Raw genomic sequence first — 23,227 nt, 5'->3', positions numbered from 1 at the left:
AAATATATCGTTACATGATTTAATGCAACCATTTTGCAACCGTATTTGCTCAATGCCTCAACCCAACCTCCTCCATGCGTGCCCATCTTCTGCTCGCCCTAACTTGCGCTCTCTGTAACGGCTGTGCGGTGGTTACTGTCGCTGATGCTGCGGTTACCGTGGTTGCAACAACCGTTAAGGTCGGTGCCACGGTGGTTAGTACGACCGTCGATGTTGCGGCGGCTGGCGTGAAAGCAGTTGTTGGAAGTTCTGACAAAAAATAAGGCAATAAAGTGCCATGCCTTCTTTGTCTCGAATTCAATATGACAAATTAAACAAACATCCGATAACAGCCCGCGAACACGTTCAAGCGTTGAAACAGCAAACCGAAATCGACCCGGGTGCACTCAGCCGCAAACAGGCAGCGGCACGCGCCTCCAGCACCGATGCGTAGGCAACGGTCATGGAATTGGGAGACGGTGGATTCTGTCCGGCCTACAATGCCCGGTTTGCCACGGATTGTGACAGCCAGGTCATTATTGGCGTGGATGTCGTGTGTATTGGCAGCGATATGGGCCAACTTGCACCGATGGTTGAACAAGTGCAGAAACATTGTGAATGCACGCCCGACGAGTGGCTCGTAAACGGGGGTTACACCAAGCACGAACAGATCGATGCGGTATCAGACAAAACCACAGTATACGCGCCGGTGCCAGAGGCAAAGAAAACAAAAAAGGCCAAAACCGATGGCGATGACAAAGCAGATAAAACCATCGACAAGCACGCCCCCAAGGCGATTGATCGTGCAGCGATTGCAGAGTGGCGCGCGCGTATGGCGACAGAGGAAGCTAAAGCGATTTACAAGCTTCGCGCAAGCGTGGCTGAATGTGTGAACGCGCAAGCACGCAACTGCAGATTGGTTTTATTGCCGGTTCGGGGCAGAGCGAAGGTCAAGTGCGTCGCGTTGTGGTTTGTGCTGGCGCACAACTTCATACGCATGGGAAAACTGGCACCGCAATTATTGGGTATAGGTACAGGTGCGTCCGCAATGCCTGCAATAACAGGATGAGGGAGAATAAGGAGTAAAAAAGAGGGTAATCAACTTGAGTTAGCGCAATAAAATCATCGATTGGACAAAATTCTGCATCCTAAATCTGATGGCCATTTGCTGGCAGTAGCTTCCTTTAGGATGCGCCGAAGAAAAATTTGATTATTTCTCAGACGTTGAGCCACTTCGAAAGCTCGCAAGTGCCTTGGGTCATTGCCTATATTGAAATTGGTTAAGCAAAAAATTCGTTTGTGACACAACAAGACTAGCAGCCTGTCGGACTTAAAGAATCGTAGCGAATAGCAAAAGTTTAACTAAGCGAGTATAAATTTGGTATATTTTGCTGGGCAGCAGTTGTTCTATTGCCCAAAAAACCGGCGAAAAATACACCGCTCAGCTAAATTTGCAGCCGATTCGATTTCCTTTAAATCTGACAGGCTGATAGAGTCACAGGAAAAAGGCAGCAAACCACTCAATCTGCGATTTGTGATCGTTCAAAATGATATAGCATTGCCTGCCTCTCAATATACAGTCTTCAAATAGAAGCTCTCAAAACTTATGCAAACATTAACCGTCGGGCTGGCGGAGCGCAGCTATCCTATTTATATAGGCAGTGACTTACTTGCTTGTGCAGAATTACTATTGCCGCACTTACCTAGCAAAAAAGCAGCAGTGGTGACCAACACTACTGTGGCACCGCTATACTTGGAACCATTACGAACCATGCTACAAGCTCATGGCGTGGACATAATACCCGTCATATTGCCAGATGGTGAGCAATACAAGAATGCAGAAACGCTAGGGTTAATTTACGATGCACTACTCTCCCATCGGTGCGAACGCACCACACCATTGATTGCATTAGGCGGGGGAGTGATAGGCGACATGACGGGCTATGCAGCCGCAACCTATTTGCGCGGCGTGCCGTTCATTCAGATTCCCACCACTCTGCTGGCACAGGTGGACTCATCGGTCGGTGGCAAGACCGGCATCAACCACCCGTTGGGTAAGAATATGATAGGTGCATTTTACCAGCCGCAAGTTGTGCTTGCCGACATCACCACTTTGAATACTTTGACGGATCAGGAATTACGCGCGGGCATTGCAGAAGTCATAAAATATGGCCTTATCCGCGATCTCCCTTTCTTTGAGTGGCTAGAAAAAAACATGGAAAAATTATTGGCGCGTGATGCAGATGCGCTGCAATATGCAATCGCACGCAGTTGCCAGAATAAGGCCGAGGTAGTCGCTGCAGACGAGCGTGAAAATGGAGAACGTGCCCTGCTTAACCTCGGCCATACCTTCGGTCATGCTATCGAGACAGGCATGGGTTATGGTGCATGGCTGCATGGCGAGGCAGTCGCTGCGGGTACCATTATGGCCGCAGATCTATCGTGCCGCTTGGGTTGGCTAAACAAGGAAGATGTAAATCGCATCCAAAGCTTGTTTCAACGCGCTGACCTACCAATTGTCGCGCCTGATTTGGGCGTGGAAAAATACCTGCAATTGATGGGTTTGGACAAAAAAGTGGTTGGCGGCAAAATCCGTTTCGTGCTGCTTAAAAGCATTGGTAATGCGGTGATATGTGGGAACGTGGAGCCGGAACTATTACTGCAAACTTTAGTGGCGAACAGCGCACATGGCTGAACTTGCACCTTATGCGGTAACAATGGGCAATTCACGTGGCAGGATTGAGCACGAAGAAGCCCCTTTTGGGCGCAGCGAATTTCAACGTGATCGTGATCGCATCATCCATTCCACCGCCTTCCGTCGTCTGGAATATAAGACGCAGGTATTTGTTAACCATGAAGGCGACCTATTCCGCACCAGATTAACTCACAGCATGGAAGTAGCACAAATTGCCCGCTCCATCGCACGCTACCTGAAATTAAATGAAGATCTGGTGGAAGCTATTTCGCTCGCTCACGATCTCGGTCACACACCATTCGGCCACGCCGGACAGGATGCGCTCAATGCCTGCATGAAGGATTACGGTGGCTTCGAGCACAACCTGCAATCGTTACGTGTGGTGGACGTACTCGAAGATCATTATGCTGCCTTTAATGGACTCAATCTATGCTTCGAAACGCGCGAAGGCATTCTCAAACATTGCTCGCCGGTAAATGCCGCAAAGCTGGGTGCTGTGGGCGAACGTTTCCTTAAGCAGCAGCGTCCTTCGCTGGAAGCGCAAATTGCTAATTTGGCCGATGAGATCGCCTACAACAACCATGACGTGGATGATGGACTACGCTCAGGATTAATTACGCTGGAGCAATTTACCTCGGTGCGCTTGTTTACCGTCCATCTTGATGCCGTGCGACTAGCCTACCCCAGCCTAGCCGAGCGTCGCCAGATTCACGAAACGATACGGCGCATTATCAATACACTTGCTACAGATTTAATCCATGAAACGGAAAAAAACATTCGGACTCATGCTGTGTGTGACATCTCCGAAGTACGTGCCGCGCCGCCGCTGGCAGCATTCAGTGCCGAGATACATGAGCAGCAGCGCGAACTCAAATCCTTCCTGCATACGCATTTATACCGTCATTACCGCGTCATGCGCATGAGTGCCAAGGCACGGCGCATTATCACCGACCTATTTAAAATATTCATGGAAGATAACCGCCTGCTGCCTCCGCAATTCCAGCAACAGGCACAAGCCGACCGAGCCCGCACCGTATCTGATTACATCGCTGGCATGACTGATCGCTACGCCATCAAAGAGCACCGAAGGTTGTTTGCAATTGAAGAAGGATGACTCCCTCTCTATTTCAAAAATAAAGTCTGCGCCATACCAAAAACTTCTAAACTATAGCGGATTCAAGTTCGAAGAACCCCATTCCCTATACTCGTTTGATCAAAGAATACCTGTTACGAAGATATTGAATGAATAAAAATTCAAGTTACTAGCCCCGCACAAACCATGAGAATTTCTCAATCCATGCCAACTGCGCAGCTTCCCTTATATAATGTTGCACCATGAAACTTGGCTGTACCTAATTTTCCGATGCTGTTTTCTTCATTACACACCCGTCCACGTTATACCAATCTGAATGGCTCGTCCGATGCTTTGGCTCTGGCGCAATATGCCAAGCTAAATGTTCCGCTGGTAGTTATTGCCGCCAGCGCGCTGGAAGCGCAACGGTTAGTGGATGAAATTCCATTTTTTTCCCCAGAGCTTCGCGTACATCTGCTGCCGGATTGGGAAACGCTGCCTTATGATCACTTCTCGCCGCATCAAGACCTCATTTCTGAGCGACTTGCTACACTACATCACATTCACAGCCAGTCATGTGATGTGATAGTCGTCCCGATAACCACCGCGCTATATCCGTTGTCACCAGTGGAATATCTGGCTGCGTTCACTTTCTTTCTTAAATGCGCTGAGAAACTGGACATCGCCAAATTGCGTGAGCAAATGACTTTGGCTGGTTATACCCATGTTCAGCAGGTGCTGACACCAGGCGAGTACTGCGTGCGGGGTAGTTTGATTGACCTTTTCCCGATGGGCAGTAGTGTGCCTTACCGTATTGACCTGTTCGATGATGAAATTGATTCTATCGCGACCTTCGATGTGGATACCCAGCGTACCATCTATCCGGTGCGGGATATTCGCCTGTTACCGGCGCGCGAGTTTCCACTGGACGAGGCCGGACAGGCTCGTTTTCGTCAAAACTTTCGCGATCGTTTCGAAGGCGATCCTTCCAAAGCAAGTATTTACAAAGGTGTGAGCCGTGGCATCGCGCCCGCAGGCATCGAATATTACCTCCCATTATTTTTCGAGCGTACTGCCACGTTGTTTGATTATTTGCCTGCACATGCCACGCTATGCCTGCATCACAATGTGGATGCTGCCATTGCCACTTTTGCGAAGGATGCGCAGTCGCGCTATAACCTGCTTCGAGGTGACCCACAACGTCCCTTGCTGGAACCGCACGAACTGTTCCTGAGCGCAGAAAGTTTCTTTATTGCTGCAAAAAATTTCAAACGGGTCGATCTCATCGCAGACACTCCCCCTTCCTCCCAGATTGACAATTCCGAGGAGAAAGAAAATGTGGGCGAGACTCCCCTTGCCCTTTCCCAAGAGGAAAGGGGATATAAAACCCATACGCCTTGCGCTACCCAAAAACTGCCCGACATCGCTGTAAATAGGCGCGCCGACATTCCGACACATGCACTCCAGAGCTTTCTGCAAAATTATGCTGGCCGGGTGTTGTTGCTCGCCGACAGTTTGGGGCGGCGCGAAATAATGGCCGAGTATTTACGCGAATACGGCCTGGCGCCGGCGCTGTGTGAGAGCTATGCGGAATTTCTCGCCGGTGACAATCACTTCATGCTTGCCGTAGGGACACTGCTGAATGGTTTCATATTGCCAGATGAACAATTGGCGATTATTACAGAAAGTGAACTGTATGCCGCGCAGCCACGCAGCCGGATTTTGCGCGCCACAAAAAAAAGCAACATGGAAGGAATGCTGCGTGACCTGTCCGAGCTCAAGCCGGGCGATCCCGTGGTGCATGAACAGCATGGCATTGCACGTTATCATGGCCTGATAAACCTTGATCTCGGCGAAGGCGAGAACGAATTTTTGCTGCTGGAGTATGCTGGTGAAGACAAATTATATGTTCCAGTTGCACAGCTGCATGTAATAAGTCGTTACAGTGGTGGCGCCCCGGAAACCGCACCGTTGCATAAGCTGGGTAGCGGCACTTGGGACAAGGCCAAGCGTCGCGCCATGCAGCAGGTCCGAGATACCGCTGCCGAATTGCTCAATCTGTATGCCCAGCGCGCCATTCGCAAAGGTCACCAATTCAAATTGTCGCAACATGATTACGAAGCGTTCGCCGCTGGCTTTGGTTTTGAAGAAACACCTGATCAAGCAGCCGCCATTGAGTCGGTAGTGACTGATCTGCAGAGCGGAAAACCAATGGATCGGCTAATCTGCGGCGATGTGGGTTTTGGTAAAACGGAAGTCGCTCTGCGCGCAGCCTTTGTTGCGGCGATGGATGGTAAACAAGTAGCAGTGCTGGTACCCACCACGTTGCTCACAGAACAACATTTCCAGAACTTCTGCAATCGCTTTGCCGACTGGCCTATTAAAATAGGCGAACTGTCACGCTTCCGCTCTGCCAAGGAGCAGACTCAAACACTGAAAGACATGGAAGATGGCAAGCTTGACATCATCATCGGTACGCACAAACTGATCCAGAAGGGTATCAAATTCCACAACCTTGGGTTAATCATCATCGACGAGGAACACCGTTTCGGCGTGCAGCAAAAAGAGCGCCTCAAGGCACTACGCGCCGAAGTTGACGTGCTCACGCTGACCGCCACGCCAATCCCGCGCACGCTGGCAATGTCTTTGGAGGGGCTGCGCGATTTCTCGGTGATTGCCACTGCACCGCAACGCCGCCTGTCAATCAAAACCTTCGTTAGCGACTACAGCCAGGGCGTCATCCGCGAAGCGGTGCTGCGCGAACTAAAGCGCGGCGGACAAGTCTATTTCCTGCACAACGAAGTAGCCACCATCGCCAATATGGCGGAAAAGCTGGGAACCTTACTGCCTGAAGCTCGTATTCGGGTGGCGCACGGCCAGATGGGAGAGCGCGACTTGGAAGCAGTCATGCGTGATTTTTACCAACAGCGTTTCAATGTGTTGCTATGCACCACCATAATTGAAACCGGCATCGACATACCCAGTGCCAACACCATCATCATGAACCGCGCAGACCGCTTTGGATTGGCGCAACTACATCAATTGCGCGGCCGAGTTGGGCGCTCGCACCATCAAGCGTATGCCTATTTACTAGTAGACAATTCGGAAGGACTTACCGCGCAGGCGAAAAAAAGATTGGAAGCAATTCAGGCCATGGAACAACTGGGCAGCGGTTTCTATCTTGCGATGCATGATCTGGAAATTCGCGGCGCGGGCGAAGTTCTGGGCGAATCACAAAGCGGCGAAATGCACGAGATTGGTTTTTCGCTTTACACGGACATGCTCAACGCGGCCATTACCTCGCTAAGATTGGGCCAAGAACCAGACATGGCTCACCCGCTTGGAGTAACCACTGAGATTAACCTGCATACTCCCGCCTTACTGCCCAACGAATACTGCGGCGACATCCACCAACGGCTGGTGCTATACAAACGTCTAGCTAACTGTACCACGCCAGAAGAACTGGACGACATGCATCAGGAACTGGTAGACCGCTTCGGATTGCCGCCACCGCCTGCCCATACACTGCTTGATTGCCACCGTCTGCGCATCGCAGCTAAGCAGCTCGGCATTATCAAGGTGGATGCTTCCAGCGAGGCGATTCAAATTCAGTTCATGGCAAATCCGCCCATCGATCCGATGCGCATAATCACGCTTATCCAGAGCAAGCGCCAGTACAAACTGAGTGGTCAGGACAAACTGAGAATTGAATTAAAATACGGCGACGTCAGCCAGCGCGTGTTGGCGATCAAGAACTTTTTTAATGAGCTATCGTGAATCGTTTAGCTTCGTTGCAGCCATTGTCATTCCTTCTTTCGAGAGCATGACAAATCACCATTATTCATCGCACCAAATTAAAATTCTATAAGCACATGAACTTCATTATCCAAGGCACCCAAAAGATCGCCCCTACCCATATAAACTACCTTGCTGGGCTGACCACCGCATCCCGTATTGAACAAACCTCGGCGCACACCTTCCGACTATATGATGCCAAGCCGCATGATGCCGTTGCTGCCTACTGTTATGAACACCAACTCGACTATGGCTTTGTCCGCCCAAACCAGCATTTATCGGACTTTGGCCTGGTAGTGATGGACATGGATTCCACCCTCATTTCCATAGAATGTATTGACGAAGTCGCCGATATGCTCCAAATTAAACCCCAAGTTGCGTCCATCACCGAAGCGGCGATGCGCGGGGAGATTGATTTCAGTGAGAGCCTGAGTCGCCGCGTGGCGTTGCTGGCTGGGCTGGAAGAAAGCGCATTGCAACGCGTGTATGACGAACGTCTGCAACTCAATAACGGTGCCGAAATCATGTTGGCCAAACTAAAAGAACACGGCATCAAGACCATGCTGGTGTCAGGTGGCTTTACCTTTTTCGCCGACCGCTTGAAGCAACGTCTAGGTCTCGACTATGCCCATGCCAGTACTTTGGAAATCATCAACGGCAAACTGACTGGCAAAGTACTCGGACATATCCTCGACGCACAAGGTAAAGCTGATTGGTTGGTGCGTATACGCGATGAATTGAAGCTTAAGGCAGAACAGATTATAGCTATGGGCGATGGTGCCAACGATCTCAAGATGATGGCGCAAGCTGGCGTCAGTATCGCCTATCACGCAAAACCGGTAGTGCTCGCGCAGGCCAGTTATGCGTTTAACTTTGTGGGGCTGGATGGTTTGGTGAATTTGTTTGCCGACTAAATACTTTATCCCTTATTAAACACAGTACACAAACTTTAAACTTTTCAAATAGCCAGAGGAGCAACCAAACGTAATGGATTTTAAAGAATTTTTCCTGTCTTTTAAGACACATACTGCACCCGTTTCGCACACCGAGAAAATTCGCAGCAGCTTAGCAGCTGGCATTGCCATCCTGCTCTTGGGGATTGCGTTCAAATATTTGCCACACTTCAATTATCCACTTGTCATGCTGAGCTCAATAGCAGCCTCTGCCGTGCTTCTCTTTGCTATACCGCACAGTCCTTTGGCGCAACCGTGGCCTTTAATGGGTGGTCATTTTATTTCGACAATAGCGGGTTGGCTATGCAGCCAAAACATCAGTGACCCTTTAGTAGCCGCAGGCTGCGCAGTGGGATTTGCAATACTTCTGATGCATTACTTTAATTGCCTGCACCCACCGGGTGCAGCCACAGCGCTCACGTTAGTATTGCTCAGCGCACAATTCCACCCGATGGGTTGGCCATGGGTAGTATGCATCGTGCTGGCGAATGCCGGAATCTCCATGGTGCTGGCGATGTTGGTCAATAACCTTGTACCTGGCCGGTATTACCCGGTGCGGCATGCCTCCCAACCCCCTCCACCGAAATACACTCCGCCGAAGCATGTCCAACTCGAGCGAGCTGATATCGAATGGGCACTGACTCAAATGGATGGTGTGATCGACGTCAGCGAAGAAGACCTTGTCGAGATCTACCAGTTGGCTGTTGAGCATGTCAGGAATCCTGATGGCAAAGTTAACGCTTGATCCGTTGCGCTAACGAACTTGTGATTACTTGTAATACAAAGGGAACAAGATGAGCGACTTATTGGATAGCGCATCCGTTCCCAGTTTCGATAATCCACTGGAAATGCTGTTAGCCTGTCACGGCAAAATACAGACACAGTGCGCCACGCTAAGCAAGCTACTGCAATATCTGCCATCTCATGGCTGCGATGTGCAGGCACAACAAGCCACGCAAGCCATTCTGCGCTATTTCGATACCGCCGGACAGGATCACCATGATGACGAGGAACAGGATCTATTTCCTCGCCTGCTCGCCACTCCAAACGTAGAGATGCACGAATTAATAGCGCGCTTGCTGGACGAGCACACGCTGCTGGATTCGGCATGGCAGCAGTTACGTCCTTTGTTGCTTGCTATTGCAGAAGGCCGAGCGACGGAGTTAGATATTCAATCGGTGGAACATTTCATCACAGTGCATGAACACCACATCTCTCTGGAGAATACGCAGCTATTGCCACAAGTGGCAAAGTTGCTGGGGCCTATCCAACTGGAAGCACTGGGTAGAAGCATGGCGGCACGGCGCGGGGCTGTGTTTTCCAATACATATTGAACATCATAGATGAGTGATCCAGAACGGCCACTCCGTGAAGAGATTCGCGCGAGACTCCTTGGCGATTTCGGCGTATTCGAAGGCTGGACAGGTGCCCACAAGCATTCCGGGGAAGCCGTTTTCTACGACTTGGTTCTGGTCCCGCGCCAGCACCTGATAGAGCAAGGTTTTGACCAAGGTTATATCGTCATCGAACTTAAGCTGTTCAACGAAACGGACAAGACAAAGCACGACACTAAAGCGAAAGATCTACTATGGCAGTGCGTGGCGTATTCCTACAGCGAAATTGCTCCTCCCAAACAAGTACCGCAACGCCCACTCTTTGTTCTGTACTACATCGGGGGAGCCGGAATCGACGAAGGCTACAAGGAGAAAGTTAACTATCTCCACCATTTTGTGCAACGCGGCGGCGTCGGAAGCCTCTCTTTTGACAGGAAAGGTGGATGGGAAATGCGATTTGGTGGGTCGTACTATTTTCGAAAAAGATTCGGCCGGGGTCCCTGCAACGTTGGAACCAAGAGAATGACAGGTTCCTCGAGATGACGTCCAACAAGCCAATCGAGCTGACGCCTTCGTGCTGCGCAGTTCAGCGCCGCTCATCGACGCGTTAACCACCCTCACATAAAGTGAAATGAGCGATTTCGCCAGGCTCGAAAACGAGCAACGGGATCAAGGTTAAGCCTTAAAATCTATTTTTGCATGGCTACCATCGCAATAAGGTTTATTGGCTGAAGCACCACAACGGCATAAAAACGTTTTTTGTACTCGATTAATAGTGCGGCCAGTGCCTGAACAAATCTCTAAATTCCCTTCAAGCATCAAAGGCCCATCTGTTTGCGGGGATATTTTTAACTGACCGTTTCTTTGTTCGAGCACATCGGATTCTTTTGTAGCAGGCTCACCAGTCGCTTGAAAATTTATAGCAGAATGCGAACCATCGCAATAGGGCTTATTGGCCGAAGCACCGCAGCGACATAGCGTTAATCGTGACCCAAGCTCTTGACCGTTAAATTCAATCTCAGCGCTAAGGGCATAGGGTCCATTCTCACGGATGTGCAAAGTATTAACCAAAGGCTTGCGCTCTGATTTACTGTTGCCCACAAAACGTATCGCTCCCGATGGACAGTTTTCAGCTAATGCATTCAGCTCGCCGCCATCGGCATTTTCAGGATGTATCCACTCGCCCTCGACATTGGGCACAAAAACATCAGGGCGATGAAGCACACAGTTTCGTGAATGAATACACTTGCTGCCATCAAAATATAAAACACCATCTTTTGATTCATGTTTTTCGACTGTCATAATATCCTCATCATCTAACGCTCATAATTGTCGAGACTATTGCATGAAGTTTTTTCCCAAAAATACCGCGTCAAGAACAAGCTCGATTTGTCATTTACTCCAGTAAACGCTTCATCTTCGCGAGGCCTTCCTGGCCATTTGAAAAAATGACTCTTAATGCATCAGTATATAAGACTGGCGGATTCAAGCTCGAAGTGCAACAGCTAATACTGGCTCGGTGTAACGCATCTCAAGGACAGCGGAGTTGTCATGAGTTATTCTTGCAAAATATGCAATACAAAAGGGAGCCTATCCGCTCCCTTTACCAGCGATTAGGTATGCATCTAAGTCTAGTCGCTACGTTTTGTTACTTCAAGCAGATGATAACCAAACTGCGTTTTAACAGGGCCTTGTACTACACCAACGGGGGCACTAAAAACCACCTCATCAAACTCTTTGACCATTTGCCCTGGACCGAATTCACCCAAATCTCCACCTTGTTTTCCGGAAGGGCAGCTTGAATGTTTCGCGGCCAGGTCTGAAAATTCTGCGCCATTACTAATTTCATCCTTTAGGCTGTTACATTGCTCTTCTGTTTCGACCAAAATATGACGTGCATTGGCTTTTGCCATTGTTTTATCCCCTGATTATTTTAAAATTTGCATGCGTTGCAAGCTATATTTAAACACAATTAAGACACCTTTTTCAAACCAGCCCGGTAAGTTGGGTTGAATATAGTGCAGCCCAACATTTCACCTCTCACCGTAACGATTGACTCTATCACCTATCTGTCCAGCTCAAATGCAGCACTGCAATGGAGCTGAGCATGCCATATAGCGGCTTGTCGTTCTGGCTGAAGGTATATTCCATCTTCCAACCATACCGCCCGCATGAGCAAGTCGTAAGTGACGCGCTCTAGCACGCAAAGGTTAGCGCCCTGCATTGCTGCCAAGGCAAGCGTCAGCGCAAAGAATTTGTCCGGCACCTGCTTTATCCTTGACCCGGCAATGAACGTGCTGCTAATATACCCAGTGAATCACTCAACTAATTTCAGGGGCTATAACATGGACATACAAGCGCTTATCAAAGAACAGGTAACCAGTAATCCTGTGGTGTTGTATATGAAAGGCACAGCAGAATCTCCACAATGTGGATTTTCTGCCAATGTAGTACAAACTCTCAAAGCATGCGGTTTGCAAAATCTTGTCACTGTTGACGTGCTCTCTGATCCAGAAATACGCCAAGGTATCAAAGAGTATTCTGATTGGCCAACGGTTCCTCAGCTCTATGTGCATGGCAAATTTATCGGTGGCTGCGACATCGTGAGCGAGATGTATAACAACGGAGAGTTGAAGACATTACTCCATTCATAGAGCAATGGTTTAGGTAGTGCATTTTTTGGGCGACCGTAAGGTCGCCTTTTTAATATTTAAGTTGGCCCTGCGAGGTATTTACGAGCTTGCGCGATGGCAGCTTCAACCTGTTGAGGTGCGGCGCCGCCGATGTGATTGCGACTGGCTAACGAACCTTCCAGTGTGAGCACAGAGTAGACGTCATTTGCAATGAGTGACGAGAATTGTTGTAATTCTTCCAGCTTTAGCTCGCTCAGGTCGCAATTGCGCTGCTCAGCAAAGCGCACCGCCAGCGCAACCGCTTCGTGCGCATCACGGAACGGTATCCCCTTCTTTACCAGATAATCGGCCAAATCTGTGGCCGTAGCATAACCTTGTAAAGCAGCGTCGCGCATGGCGGCCGGTTTGACAGTGATGCCGCCCACCATGTCAGCGTAGATACGTAAGGTTTGCGTTAGTGTATCTACCGTATCGAACAAAGGTTCTTTATCTTCCTGGTTGTCCTTGTTATAGGCCAGTGGCTGGCCTTTCATCAGTGTCAATAACGTTACTAGATTACCGTTCACACGGCCGGTCTTGCCGCGCACCAGTTCCGGCACGTCTGGATTTTTTTTCTGCGGCATGATGGATGACCCAGTGCAGAATCGGTCAGAAATGTCGATAAAACCGAAGCGCGGATTCATCCACAGAATCAGTTCCTCTGACAGGCGTGATAAGTGTGTCATGGTGAGCGCTGCGCAAGCGGTAAATTCAATGGCGAAATCGCGATCTGATACTGCGTCTAGTGAGTTTTCACATACTCCGTCGAAACCAAGAAGTTCCGCTACCATCTCACGCTTAATCGGATAGCTGGTGCCTGCCAATGCGGCCGCACCAAGTGGCAGGCGGTTAACGCGCTTTCTACAGTCGATGATGCGTTCAGCATCGCGTTTAAGCATCTCGAAATACGCCATCAGGTGATGTGCGAAACTCACTGGTTGCGCTACCTGTAAATGGGTGTAGCCCGGCATTATGGTTTGCGTGTGCTGTATGGCAAGATCAATGATTGCAGATTGCAAACTACGTATGAGTTCGTGCAGATCGTCGATGGCGTGGCGCAAATACAGGCGCACATCGGTTGCCACTTGGTCGTTGCGCGAGCGCCCGGTGTGCAAGCGCTTGCCTGCATCGCCTACTAGAGTGGTCAGGCGCTTTTCGATATTGAGATGCACATCTTCCAGATCGAGAGACCAGGCGAATTTGCCATTGACAATTTCATGTTCGATTTGCGTCATGCCACGACGGATATCAGCTAAGTCCTGCGTGGCGATGATGCCACATGCCTCCAGCATTTGCGCATGAGCCAGCGATGCATGAATGTCGAACGGTGCCAGTCGCTTATCAAACTCTATCGAAGCTGTATACCGCTTCACCAGTTCCGCTACCGGTTCGGCAAACCGTCCCGACCAGGTTTTATTGTCTTGCATAGTCATCGTCTCTTGTCCAGAATGTGCGGTATATACAGAGATGTATCTGTCATGCCAAATATGCAAAGTATAAATCAAAACAGGCTGTCCGTTGCGTTACCCGATTTTCGTAAATTGGGTGTCATGTTGCGGAGTCTGTTGCTAGTCAATGGCATGGTATTGTTGGTTGCCATTGCAGAGGCATCATCTTGGCAGGATATTGTAAAGCGCATGATAGACATTTCAGCGTTGCTGCAACCCGTGTTGTTGTTGAACTTGTCGCTATTGTTTGTGCTTAACCCCTGGCTAAAACGACTGACCTACAAGCAGGGCATCACTGCTGTGCTGCTAATGGCGATGACTGTCACCCTGATAATTTACCATTTGGGGGGAAAGTTGTTCTTTGACACCATAGCGCATGGGTATTTCTATTCTGTGCGTAACGCCTTGCTCGGCATTGTTGTTGCCGGCCTTTTGTTAGTCTATTTTCGATTTAATGTCGGAGTTTATTCCCCCGCTTTTGATGAGGCGCGTTTGCAGGCTTTGCAGGCTCGCATCCGCCCACACTTCCTGTTTAACACTATTAATGCTGTACTCGGTATCATTCGCGCCAACCCCAAACGTGCTGAAACTGCATTGGAAGATATGGCTGACCTATTCCGCATGGCGATGGCACACGATGGCGATTTAGTGGCTATGCGACAAGAAGTGGCCCTTGCGCGTCAGTATCTTGCGCTGGAACAATTACGCTTGGGCGAACGTCTAAAGGTGAACTGGTACACCGAAAATATGCCGGATGATGCGCTGCTGCCGCCCCTGATATTGCAGCCGTTACTTGAAAATGCCGTATATCACGGAATAGAACCACTGACCGAGGGCGGGTTTGTCGATATCAAGCTGTATCGCAACGGCAATGAAATGCACCTCGAAATGTATAACCCGCGTCGGGAACAAGGCAGTCACCATGTAGGAAACAAAATGGCATTGAGCAATATTCGTGAGCGTTTAGCGTTGCAATTCGACGTTGAGGCAAGTTATACGGTTGAGATCGGCAAGGATTTTTACCGAGTGCATATCAAGCTGCCATATGTTAAGGAGCCCCCAAAGTCACATCTTTCGCGTGATAAAAACAAAGGTCAAACTTTTGCGTGAAGGGAAGGGAGGGTATGTTGTCCAGTTTTGACTTAAGGAGAGTCCAGTGAACGATGTTGAAATTCCACTCACTGTTTTTATAGTGGATGACGAGCCGCCTGCACGTAATCGCCTTAAGGATCTGCTTAACGATTGCGCCGAACAATTGCCACTGCAACTGATGGGCGAAGCAGGCAACGGATACGAGGCGCTGGATAAGTTATCCGAAGTGCAAGTTGATGTGGTGCTGGTTGATATCCGGATGCCGCAAATGGATGGTATTGAGTTGGCGCAGCACCTCAACAAGTTACCTAAACCGCCAGCAATCATTTTCACTACCGCCTATGACGTTTACGCCATTCAGGCTTTTGAGTTGCATGCCGTTGATTATCTGCTCAAACCTATTCGGCTCGGCCGTTTATCCGACGCCCTCACGCGTGCGCGTTCTGCTGTGCCTTTACGAAGTGAAAAACTGCAGGAACTTACCCCCGAGCCGCGCAAAAATATTGCGATTCACGAGCGTGGCAAGATCCATCTTATTCCCATCGATCAAGTGCTGTATCTACGTGCCGAGCTGAAATACGTTACTGTACGCACAGTAGAACGCGAGTACCTGATTGAAGAGTCGCTCGGCGCGCTGGAAAAGGAATTTTCCGCACGTTTCATGCGTATCCACCGCAATTGTTTGGTGGCAAAAGATGAGGTCGTCGGCTTTGAAAAAGTTGTCGATGAGAAAGGCGGCGAATCACACTGGACGGTCAATCTCAAGGGATTGAACGAGACGTTACCGATTAGCCGCAGACAGCGGTTTATAGTGAAAAAGTTTGGTTAGCTGGTTGGTTGCTCAAAACTTCATGCATCATACTAGACTAACCAAACATTAATGTTTGTTGCAACCAGAATACATGCAGGTGTTATCGAGCTACTTGTATGTATCCGAAACCAGTCCAATCCCCATATACCAATTGAATGGCATAACATTGCCTCAACTATCCGCTATTCCGCAATCCCGCCGCAATTCCGTTTATTGTCAGGTGTATCCCACGTTTAACTAAGTAGTGATTATCGCCCGAGCGGTGGCGGTGCAATAACCCCACTTGCAGGTGGTTAAGCGGGTCGATATAGGGAGTGCGCGTAGTGAGGCTGCGCGCCAAGGTTGGATTACCTTCCAGCAAGGTGGTCGCGCCGGTGATGGCGAACAGCATGTCCACCGTACGTTGCCATTCCGTTTCTATCATGTCGAAGATGGTGTGACGCAAGGTTTCGTCAGGTACCAGTTCGGCATAACGAGAGGCGATGCCCAAGTCCGTTTTGGATAGAACCATGTCCATATTGGAAAGCAGGCCGCGAAAAAACGCCCAGTTTTTATACATGGATTGTAGTTGCTGCATCCCAGATTCGCCTTCACGCTCAATAAATTGTTGTATCGCGCTTCCAAAGCCATACCAGCCAGGCAAAATTACACGGCTCAAGCTCCAACTGAACACCCAAGGAATAGCACGCAGGTCTTCGATTTTGTTGGATGCCTTGCGCGAGGAGGGACGACTACCAATGTTGAGTTCGGCAATTTCTCGGATTGGTGTAGCCGCGAAAAAATAATCGGTAAAACCGGGCGTCTCATACACCAGCTTGCGGTAGGCGGCGAAGGCATCCAAGCTGAGCGCTTCCGCAATACGGAGGTACTCCGGCATGGTGCTGTCATTATCATCGCCATGGTGGTGCAGCAATGTAGCTTCCATGGTGGCGGCGATGAGAATTTCCAAATTGCGCCGTCCGATTTCAGGATCAGAGTATTTGCTGGAAATAACTTCGCCCTGCTCGGTAATGCGAATTTGAGCGTTTACGCTGCCCGGCGGCTGTGCCAGGATAGCCTCGTAACTTGGACCACCACCGCGCCCCACTGTGCCACCACGGCCGTGGAAAAGTCGCAATTCAACACCATGGCTTTCGAACACCTTAACCAGCTCGAGTTCAGCCTTATATAGCTCCCAATTGGCGGTAAGGTAACCACCATCTTTATTGCTGTCGGAGTAACCTAGCATTACTTCCTGTGTATCGCCGCGGCTCTTTAATAATTCACGGTAGAACGGAATGGAGAATAATTCGTTCATGATCACGCCGCAAATACGCAAATCGGCGATAGTCTCGAATAGCGGAATGATGTTGAGATGTAGCTTATGATCGTTTTCCAGCAAACCGACCTGTTGCAGCATCAGTGCCACTTCGAGCAGGTCGCTTACTGCATCAGCCTTGGAAATAATGTAGTTGGGTAACGCAACATGACCAAATTGGGAGTGGATTTTTGCAGCCGCTTGCATCAGTTGAAGCTCGCTTTTTACGAGATCAGAGTATTGTTCAATGTCACCGAGCAATATCTTGCCTGCCTGCAGCACTGTAATTAATACGTCGCAGCGATTTGCTTCATCCAGCTTGGGATAATTAGTGTTGTCGGCATTGGCGAGTATTTCGCTCACTACTTGCTCATGCACGCCGCTGTGCTGGCGCATATCCAACGGTGCAAGATGAAAGCCAAATAACTCGACTGCGCGGCGCAGGCAACCCACTCGCCCGCGTGCCAGATATATCGCACCATGTTGTTCAAGCGAATTGATAATAATATCAAGGTCAGCTATATATTCTTGCGCATTCGCGTAAGGTTTGGCATTTCGGCTAACCGGTTGCAAGTGTTTGACGTGATATCCAAGCTGGGCCGTAGTCGCTACCAAACGCGAGTAGATGGCGATCAGAGCACGGCGATAGGGTTCGTCTTTACGGTTGATCGCTTTGTCTGGCGACCGGGAGGAAAATTCTTCCAATTCCTTGCTGACATTTACCCACCGAGTAGAAAGGCTGAGTCGCTTACGGAGCAGGTGGGTTTCCGACAGATAATATTCCAGTGTTGTAGCCGAATGCCGCATTGCGGTATCCAGCATGACTTGATGCGTGACAAATGGGTTGCCATCACGGTCGCCCCCGATCCAGCTGCCGATGCGCAAAAATGGCGGAATGCGCAGGCGCTTGCCAAAACGTGCTTCGATCTGCTTTTCGAGGCTAGCATAAATATGGGGGATTTCCCTGAAAAAGGTATAGCGATAATAGGCTAGGCCATTTTTCACTTCATCCAGCACTGATAATTTCGAAGTGCGCAACATACGTGTATGCCACATAATCAGCACAAAACGGCGCAATGCTTCTTCATTGTCGGCCAACTCGTCTGGCGTCATTGCGATCCGATCGCGGTCTGATAGCAAACTGGCGATAATGAGCTGGCAGTCGCGGATACTCTTACGCTGCACCTCAGTAGGATGTGCTGTGAGCACCGGGGAGATCAGTGCCTTGTCAAAAAAAGCCTGCACCGCCTCAATGGTAATATTCTTTTCCTGTATACGGTCGAAAGCCAGTTGCACACTTCCCTCCTGCGGAGGGGAGTTGGCAATAAGATGCGCGCGACGGCGACGATTGTGATGCAGATCTTCAGTAATATTAGCTAGTTGCGAGAAATAACTGAAAGCACGAACTACGGACACCGTATCCTGCGGTGATAACGCATCCAAGATTTGTTCCAGTTGATCGCGATCGCTCTCGTCCTGAGTCTTGCGGAAATGTACTGCACAGCGACGCACGTTCTCGACCAAATCGAAGGTTTTATCACCCTCCTGCTCGCGTAAGGTGTCACCAAGGATACGTCCGAGCAGACGAATGTCTTCACGTAATGGCGTGTCTTTCAAGTTAATATCGGCAGGCGTGGCAAGCAAGTTCATAGTATTTATCTTCTAAAATAGGTATCTTCAGCATACGGTATAACGCGTGCGCAATATGCTCATGTTAGAATGCAGCGCAATCGTATTTACAACTATGGATTCAGGAAAACCAATGAATCAAGTATTTCAGGTACAAGCCGTTCCCGCAAAACTAGTCATCGTATCGCGTGAAAGCGCGTTGGCAATGTGGCAGGCAGAATTTATCCGTGACCGACTGACCGTATTATACCAAAAAACCGAAATCAGCATATTAGGCATGACCACGCAAGGCGATCAAACTCTTGATGTAACGCTGTCTAAAATCGGTGGCAAGGGTTTATTCGTAAAAGAACTTGAGACTGCGTTGGAAGATGGACGTGCTGATATTGCGGTGCACTCGTTGAAGGATATGCCAATGCATATGCCACAGGGATTTATGTTGGCCTGCATTGATAAACGTGACGATGCGCGCGATGCCTTCGTTTCCAACCTCCATGCCAATCTCGAATCACTTCCACCGGGCAGTGTGGTAGGCACTTCGAGCTTACGCCGTGAAAGTCAGCTGCGTGCACGCTTTCCTCATTTAAAAGTTGAGTCACTGCGAGGTAATGTACAGACCCGTTTGCGCAAACTGGACGAAGGCCAATATGCTGCCATTATTCTCGCCGCTGCGGGTTTGAAGCGTTTGGGATTAGATGATCGTATCCGCGATTTAATTTCTACTAAAGACAGCCTGCCGGCAGTTGGTCAGGGTGCGCTTGGCATTGAATGTCTTACTTCCCGCCCCGACCTGGAAGTGCTGTTGCGCCCACTGCATCATGCGGACACCGCTGTTTGTGTGCGAGCGGAGCGTGCCTTAAGCCGTGCGCTGGCGGGTAGTTGCCAGGTACCGCTAGGTGGTTTCGCAGAAATAGTTGGCAACGTACTGCACTTACGAGGTTTTGTCGGCCACCCGGATGGCACGCGCATGGCACATGCCGAACTATCTGGTACAACTACCGATCCAGAAGCATTGGGTAATGCTGTGGCGCAATCATTACGGGCGCAGGGTGCAGATGAGATTCTTGCGGCTCTATGAAACTCGACACCACGATAGAAAATACAATTTATTTTCGGCGGGCACAGCCCTTTTCAAATAATATTAACTTACTATATTTTAGACAGTTTTATTTAACGTTATACCGCAGCAGGCCTGTATTAAAAAAAAATTTATTTTGACATTATGCAACAGCAGCCATTAGCCGGACTGAACATCGTGGTGACTCGCCCGCGCGAGCAGGCGGGAAATTTGGCAAATCGCATCGCACTGGCCGGTGGGCAAGCCACTCTATTTCCCTTGTTGGAAATCAGCCCAGTACCTGACTCGCAGTCTTTGCATGCGCTTATTGCCCGTCTGCACGAATTTAATCTTGCTATTTTTATTAGCCCCAATGCCGTGCTTTATGGTATGGAAGCTATTATTGCTGCAAGCAAATTTCTTTCCCGTAGTCAGCCCAGCACTTCACGCCCCTTTCCTCTAACAAATGAAACTGATTTGGGCAGTCAAGCTGGAAATGGTAACGTTAGTGTTTCAATTGAACAACACCATGCTTTGCCCGCGACCTTAAAAATTGCGACGATAGGACAAGGTAGTGTTCGCGCACTGCATGATTACGGTGTAACAACTGTCATCGCGCCACAGGATCGTTTCGATAGCGAAGCCTTGCTGACGATGCCGGAATTGAATAATATCGAAGGCTGGAGTGTGGTGATTTTTCGCGGCAATGGCGGACGTAAGTTATTGGGCGATACCCTTAGAGCACGTGGTGCCAAGGTCGAATATGTCACATGCTACCAGCGCACCAAACCGCATCAAGACGCAACCATGTTGCTTACTGCCAATCCAGATGCCATTACAGTGACCAGCAGCGAAGCTTTAGGTTATTTGTGGGACATGCTGGATGCTGTAGCGAAAAAGCGGCTTGCCGCGGTGCCGTTATTCGTATCGCATGCACGCATTGCCGAAACCGCGCATAAGCTGGGTTGGAGTGAGGTGGTTCTGACTGGAGAAGGGGATGACGGTTTGATCTCAGATTTGGCAGTATGGGCAAAGAAAAAAGCTCCAAACAGAATTGGAAAGAAACTATGACCAACCAAGAGCCCCCCTCCGAACCAGTCGATCCCGTTAAGCCGGAGGCCGTAATAGCGCCTGCCGAGGCGTCGCATAATCGTGTGGGAAATTTCATTTCACACATTAATATTATGCAGATAGTGTTGATTATAGTTCTGGCAGCGTTCCTATGGCAGTGGTTTGACACTCGCCTCCAGCTTAATAATATGCAACATGATTTGGCGCGCCGCTTGGCTGAAATGGACGGCAACAACAAGGCAAACCAAGTGTTAACGACGCAAGTGCAGGAGACTATGCGCGAACTGTCTGTCAAAGTTGGCGTGCTGGACGCCCATTCTGCCGAAGCGCAAAATCAGCGAGCTGCGCTGGAGTCTCTGTATCATGACCTGTCCGGCAGCCGTGATGAGACAGTCCTGGCTGAAGTGGAACAGCTACTGCTGATCGCTGAGCAGCAATTACAACTTTCCGCCAATGTGAAAGCGGCATTAATCGCCATGCAACAAGCCGATGATCGACTTAAGCGTATGGATCGTGCTGCCTTAAATGGATTGCGTAAGGCCATCAATCGCGACATAGACAAGTTACGTATATTGCCAGATGTAGATATACAAGATTTCAAGTTCCGCCTCGACAATCTCATCGCGGAGGTAGACACCTTGCAGCTAGTACAGGACATTGCTCATGTGCCGCAGGAAAAAAATATCGCCACGATCACACCAGTGAGTAATGAGGCCGCATGGCGAAGGTTACTGCGCGAAATCCGGGAAGATGTGAGTCGCTTGGTTCGCATCCAAAATACGCAAAAGCGTGAATTGCCGCTACTACCCCCTACGCAAACTTTCTTTTTACGTGAAAATTTGAAGTTGCGCCTATTGTCGGCGCGACTTAGCTTATTGTCGCGCGACGATATGAGCTTTAAACATGACCTGCAGTCGGCACAGGAATGGATAGTACGTTATTTTGATGTTCAATCCACCAGTGGTGCGTTGGCTGTAACTACCTTGCAGAAGCTGCGGGAGTCTTCCAACATCAACATTGAGCTGCCGGATGTCAGTACGAGCCTGGAAGCTGCGCGTAACTATCGCTCATCGCTCGGCAAGGAGTCACGATGAAATTCCTGGTGTGGCTACTAGGATTATTCTCGCTAGCAGTGGCGCTGAAGTTGGCGGCACACAATCCCGGCTACTTGCTGCTAGTTTATCCGCCCTACCGAATTGAAATGTCACTCACCTTGTTTGTACTGATGCTGTTAGCCTTGTTCGTGTTGGGATATTTCGCGGTGCGCTTGGCGTTATCCGCCATCCACCTCCCCGCTTACGTGCGCCAGTTTCGCATTGAACGTGCTCTCAGCAAAGGACGTTCAGCCATGACGGAAGCACTTAACGCGTTCTTCGAAGGGCGCTACGCGGTGGCGGAAAAGGCTGCGGTACGTGCGATGGAGCTTGCCGAAAGCGCTGATCTCAACTCTGTCATTGCAGCACGCGCAGCGCATGAACTGCGTGAATTCGACAGGCGAGATGCTTACCTGGCTACAGCCGAGAATAAATCGGCAGGCGGGCCTACCATGCGCTTGATGGCGCAAGCCAAATTCAACCTCGATCAGCATCAACCTCAGGCCGCACTTCAAGCACTGAAAAAATTGCGCGAAAGCGGAGTAAAAGGACATGTCGGTGCACTTCATCTTGAGCTTAGAGCACAACAACAGGCGCGAAATTGGGATGCGGTACTAGATCTCGTAGATCAGTTGAAAAAACGCGGTGCAATGGATGACGCCACTGCTGCGCAGATACGCCAACAGGCTTGGCTGGAAAAAATCCGTATACACTCACTGGACGCTCCAGCGTTGCTGACTCTTTGGAAAAGTACTCCTGGTGAATTCAGAAAACGCCCCAAAGTTGCGGCGGCGGCTGCACGTGCCTTTATCCTTCAGGGGGATTGCCGTAGTGCGAAGCAAATTATAACTGACAGACTGAACGCGGAATGGGATAGCGACTTGGTATTGCTATACGGGGAATGCCTGACGGGAGAAGCTGGGAGCGATATTGAACAGACAGAACGTTGGCTCAAGCAGCATCCTGACGATTCCGGATTGCTGCTGGTGCTGGGAAAATTGTGTTTACATCACGGGTTGTGGAGTAAAGCGCAGAACTATTTAGATGCCAGCAACAGCATCACACCCAGCAGCGCTGCATATACCGCGCTTGGTCAATTATCTGAGAAATTGCAGCAACCAGACGCGGCATATAAGTATTTTCAGAAAGCAATGGCGTTGATGCAGGGAAATCAGTAAGCGTAGCCTGCATACTGGCAGTCATACTGTCAGAAGGCTTCTAACGTTGT

Annotated in this window: 22 protein-coding genes; 17 read left to right on the top strand and 5 right to left on the bottom strand. The window is 49.6% G+C overall.

The genetic code is table 11. The annotated features are described in order from the left end of the window. The first annotated feature begins 74 nt into the window (after positions 1-74). The 10 genes from MJ769_RS03875 to MJ769_RS03835 all read left to right on the top strand — a co-directional run bounded on the left by MJ769_RS03875 (position 75) and on the right by MJ769_RS03835 (position 10,371). A complete protein-coding gene (locus MJ769_RS03875; RefSeq protein ID WP_239234516.1) occupies positions 75-263 on the top strand; it encodes a hypothetical protein in 189 nt (62 codons plus the stop codon). Between the two features lie 14 nt (positions 264-277). Further along, a complete protein-coding gene (locus tag MJ769_RS14670) occupies positions 278-433 on the top strand; it encodes a hypothetical protein (RefSeq protein WP_445083062.1) in 156 nt (51 codons plus the stop codon). Positions 434-442: 9 nt separating this feature from the next. After that, positions 443-1,048 carry a transposase gene (locus tag MJ769_RS03870; protein ID WP_445083061.1) on the top strand — a complete coding sequence of 202 codons (606 nt, stop codon included), beginning with the start codon at positions 443-445 and terminating at the stop codon, positions 1,046-1,048. A gap of 537 nt (positions 1,049-1,585) precedes the next feature. Beyond that, positions 1,586-2,674, top strand: a complete 1,089-nt coding sequence (aroB, locus tag MJ769_RS03865) for a 3-dehydroquinate synthase (RefSeq protein WP_239234515.1) — start codon at positions 1,586-1,588, stop codon at positions 2,672-2,674. Continuing rightward, complete coding sequence (locus tag MJ769_RS03860; protein ID WP_239234514.1) at positions 2,667-3,788, top strand: deoxyguanosinetriphosphate triphosphohydrolase; 1,122 nt, start codon at positions 2,667-2,669, stop codon at positions 3,786-3,788. The genes aroB and MJ769_RS03860 overlap by 8 nt, the downstream gene beginning before the upstream one ends. Positions 3,789-4,037: 249 nt before the next feature. Continuing rightward, positions 4,038-7,523: a transcription-repair coupling factor gene (mfd, locus tag MJ769_RS03855; RefSeq protein ID WP_239234535.1), complete on the top strand. Its 3,486-nt coding sequence runs from the start codon at positions 4,038-4,040 to the stop codon at positions 7,521-7,523. A gap of 95 nt (positions 7,524-7,618) precedes the next feature. Then, entirely contained in the window at positions 7,619-8,455 is an 837-nt protein-coding gene (gene serB / locus MJ769_RS03850; protein WP_239234513.1) for a phosphoserine phosphatase SerB, read from the top strand. Between the two features lie 73 nt (positions 8,456-8,528). Continuing rightward, positions 8,529-9,239, top strand: coding sequence for an HPP family protein (locus MJ769_RS03845; RefSeq protein WP_239234512.1), 711 nt, complete (start codon positions 8,529-8,531; stop codon positions 9,237-9,239). Between the two features lie 49 nt (positions 9,240-9,288). Beyond that, positions 9,289-9,828, top strand: coding sequence for a hemerythrin domain-containing protein (locus MJ769_RS03840; RefSeq protein ID WP_239234511.1), 540 nt, complete (start codon positions 9,289-9,291; stop codon positions 9,826-9,828). A gap of 9 nt (positions 9,829-9,837) precedes the next feature. Next, on the top strand, positions 9,838-10,371 hold the full coding sequence (locus tag MJ769_RS03835; protein ID WP_239234510.1) for a hypothetical protein: 534 nt from the start codon (positions 9,838-9,840) through the stop codon (positions 10,369-10,371). Between the two features lie 132 nt (positions 10,372-10,503). On the opposite strand, the gene MJ769_RS03830 is transcribed toward MJ769_RS03835, so the two are convergent. From MJ769_RS03830 to MJ769_RS03820, 3 genes are all read right to left on the bottom strand, one after another. After that, positions 10,504-11,130, bottom strand: a complete 627-nt coding sequence (locus tag MJ769_RS03830; protein WP_239234509.1) for a CDGSH iron-sulfur domain-containing protein — start codon at positions 11,128-11,130, stop codon at positions 10,504-10,506. A 329-nt stretch (positions 11,131-11,459) separates the two neighbouring features. Then, positions 11,460-11,741, bottom strand: a complete 282-nt coding sequence (locus tag MJ769_RS03825; protein ID WP_239234508.1) for a peptidylprolyl isomerase — start codon at positions 11,739-11,741, stop codon at positions 11,460-11,462. A 152-nt stretch (positions 11,742-11,893) separates the two neighbouring features. After that, positions 11,894-12,094, bottom strand: coding sequence for a hypothetical protein (locus tag MJ769_RS03820; RefSeq protein WP_239234507.1), 201 nt, complete (start codon positions 12,092-12,094; stop codon positions 11,894-11,896). A gap of 79 nt (positions 12,095-12,173) precedes the next feature. Here MJ769_RS03820 and grxD point away from each other — a divergent pair, with 79 nt between their 5' ends. Next, positions 12,174-12,482 (top strand): Grx4 family monothiol glutaredoxin, encoded by a 309-nt coding sequence (gene grxD / locus MJ769_RS03815; protein ID WP_239234506.1) that lies wholly within the window; start codon positions 12,174-12,176, stop codon positions 12,480-12,482. A 56-nt stretch (positions 12,483-12,538) separates the two neighbouring features. On the opposite strand, the gene argH is transcribed toward grxD, so the two are convergent. Continuing rightward, complete coding sequence (gene argH, locus MJ769_RS03810; RefSeq protein WP_239234505.1) at positions 12,539-13,933, bottom strand: argininosuccinate lyase; 1,395 nt, start codon at positions 13,931-13,933, stop codon at positions 12,539-12,541. A gap of 45 nt (positions 13,934-13,978) precedes the next feature. Here argH and MJ769_RS03805 point away from each other — a divergent pair, with 45 nt between their 5' ends. Beyond that, positions 13,979-15,058 carry a sensor histidine kinase gene (locus MJ769_RS03805; RefSeq protein ID WP_239234504.1) on the top strand — a complete coding sequence of 360 codons (1,080 nt, stop codon included), beginning with the start codon at positions 13,979-13,981 and terminating at the stop codon, positions 15,056-15,058. 46 nt (positions 15,059-15,104) lie between these two features. Beyond that, positions 15,105-15,869 carry a LytR/AlgR family response regulator transcription factor gene (locus MJ769_RS03800; protein WP_239234503.1) on the top strand — a complete coding sequence of 255 codons (765 nt, stop codon included), beginning with the start codon at positions 15,105-15,107 and terminating at the stop codon, positions 15,867-15,869. A 157-nt stretch (positions 15,870-16,026) separates the two neighbouring features. On the opposite strand, the gene ppc is transcribed toward MJ769_RS03800, so the two are convergent. Continuing rightward, on the bottom strand, positions 16,027-18,798 hold the full coding sequence (ppc, locus tag MJ769_RS03795) for a phosphoenolpyruvate carboxylase (RefSeq protein ID WP_239234502.1): 2,772 nt from the start codon (positions 18,796-18,798) through the stop codon (positions 16,027-16,029). A 112-nt stretch (positions 18,799-18,910) separates the two neighbouring features. On the opposite strand from ppc, the gene hemC reads away from it, so the two are divergent. From hemC to MJ769_RS03775, 4 genes are all read left to right on the top strand, one after another. Continuing rightward, positions 18,911-19,855 (top strand): hydroxymethylbilane synthase, encoded by a 945-nt coding sequence (gene hemC, locus MJ769_RS03790; RefSeq protein ID WP_239234501.1) that lies wholly within the window; start codon positions 18,911-18,913, stop codon positions 19,853-19,855. Positions 19,856-19,999: 144 nt separating this feature from the next. Then, complete coding sequence (locus tag MJ769_RS03785; protein WP_239234500.1) at positions 20,000-20,905, top strand: uroporphyrinogen-III synthase; 906 nt, start codon at positions 20,000-20,002, stop codon at positions 20,903-20,905. Then, the gene (locus MJ769_RS03780; RefSeq protein WP_239234499.1) at positions 20,902-21,999 is read left to right on the top strand and encodes a uroporphyrinogen-III C-methyltransferase; all 1,098 of its coding nucleotides are present in this window, start codon (positions 20,902-20,904) and stop codon (positions 21,997-21,999) included. The genes MJ769_RS03785 and MJ769_RS03780 overlap by 4 nt, the downstream gene beginning before the upstream one ends. Further along, positions 21,996-23,177: a heme biosynthesis HemY N-terminal domain-containing protein gene (locus MJ769_RS03775; protein WP_239234498.1), complete on the top strand. Its 1,182-nt coding sequence runs from the start codon at positions 21,996-21,998 to the stop codon at positions 23,175-23,177. Before MJ769_RS03780 ends, MJ769_RS03775 begins: the two co-directional genes overlap by 4 nt. The last annotated feature ends 50 nt before the right edge of the window (positions 23,178-23,227 follow it).

The sequence above is a fragment of the Candidatus Nitrotoga sp. BS genome (genome assembly GCF_927797785.1).
In the GTDB taxonomy this organism is placed as follows: Bacteria; Pseudomonadota; Gammaproteobacteria; order Burkholderiales; family Gallionellaceae; genus Nitrotoga.
Note: the sequence above shows the minus strand (reverse complement) of the source record. Positions and strands in the feature narration are given on the sequence as shown.

What these genes read in the sequence shown, in the direction of transcription:
- MJ769_RS03875 (WP_239234516.1), top strand. Translation starts at nt 75, where the DNA reads ATGCGTGCCCATCTTCTGCTCGCCCTAACTTGCGCTCTCTGTAACGGC.
- MJ769_RS14670 (WP_445083062.1), top strand. Translation starts at nt 278, where the DNA reads ATGCCTTCTTTGTCTCGAATTCAATATGACAAATTAAACAAACATCCG.
- MJ769_RS03870 (WP_445083061.1), top strand. Translation starts at nt 443, where the DNA reads ATGGAATTGGGAGACGGTGGATTCTGTCCGGCCTACAATGCCCGGTTT.
- aroB (WP_239234515.1), top strand. Translation starts at nt 1,586, where the DNA reads ATGCAAACATTAACCGTCGGGCTGGCGGAGCGCAGCTATCCTATTTAT.
- MJ769_RS03860 (WP_239234514.1), top strand. Translation starts at nt 2,667, where the DNA reads ATGGCTGAACTTGCACCTTATGCGGTAACAATGGGCAATTCACGTGGC.
- mfd (WP_239234535.1), top strand. Translation starts at nt 4,038, where the DNA reads ATGCTGTTTTCTTCATTACACACCCGTCCACGTTATACCAATCTGAAT.
- serB (WP_239234513.1), top strand. Translation starts at nt 7,619, where the DNA reads ATGAACTTCATTATCCAAGGCACCCAAAAGATCGCCCCTACCCATATA.
- MJ769_RS03845 (WP_239234512.1), top strand. Translation starts at nt 8,529, where the DNA reads ATGGATTTTAAAGAATTTTTCCTGTCTTTTAAGACACATACTGCACCC.
- MJ769_RS03840 (WP_239234511.1), top strand. Translation starts at nt 9,289, where the DNA reads ATGAGCGACTTATTGGATAGCGCATCCGTTCCCAGTTTCGATAATCCA.
- MJ769_RS03835 (WP_239234510.1), top strand. Translation starts at nt 9,838, where the DNA reads ATGAGTGATCCAGAACGGCCACTCCGTGAAGAGATTCGCGCGAGACTC.
- MJ769_RS03830 (WP_239234509.1), bottom strand. Translation starts at nt 11,130, where the DNA reads ATGACAGTCGAAAAACATGAATCAAAAGATGGTGTTTTATATTTTGAT.
- MJ769_RS03825 (WP_239234508.1), bottom strand. Translation starts at nt 11,741, where the DNA reads ATGGCAAAAGCCAATGCACGTCATATTTTGGTCGAAACAGAAGAGCAA.
- grxD (WP_239234506.1), top strand. Translation starts at nt 12,174, where the DNA reads ATGGACATACAAGCGCTTATCAAAGAACAGGTAACCAGTAATCCTGTG.
- argH (WP_239234505.1), bottom strand. Translation starts at nt 13,933, where the DNA reads ATGACTATGCAAGACAATAAAACCTGGTCGGGACGGTTTGCCGAACCG.
- MJ769_RS03805 (WP_239234504.1), top strand. Translation starts at nt 13,979, where the DNA reads ATGCCAAATATGCAAAGTATAAATCAAAACAGGCTGTCCGTTGCGTTA.
- ppc (WP_239234502.1), bottom strand. Translation starts at nt 18,798, where the DNA reads ATGAACTTGCTTGCCACGCCTGCCGATATTAACTTGAAAGACACGCCA.
- hemC (WP_239234501.1), top strand. Translation starts at nt 18,911, where the DNA reads ATGAATCAAGTATTTCAGGTACAAGCCGTTCCCGCAAAACTAGTCATC.
- MJ769_RS03785 (WP_239234500.1), top strand. Translation starts at nt 20,000, where the DNA reads ATGCAACAGCAGCCATTAGCCGGACTGAACATCGTGGTGACTCGCCCG.
- MJ769_RS03780 (WP_239234499.1), top strand. Translation starts at nt 20,902, where the DNA reads ATGACCAACCAAGAGCCCCCCTCCGAACCAGTCGATCCCGTTAAGCCG.
- MJ769_RS03775 (WP_239234498.1), top strand. Translation starts at nt 21,996, where the DNA reads ATGAAATTCCTGGTGTGGCTACTAGGATTATTCTCGCTAGCAGTGGCG.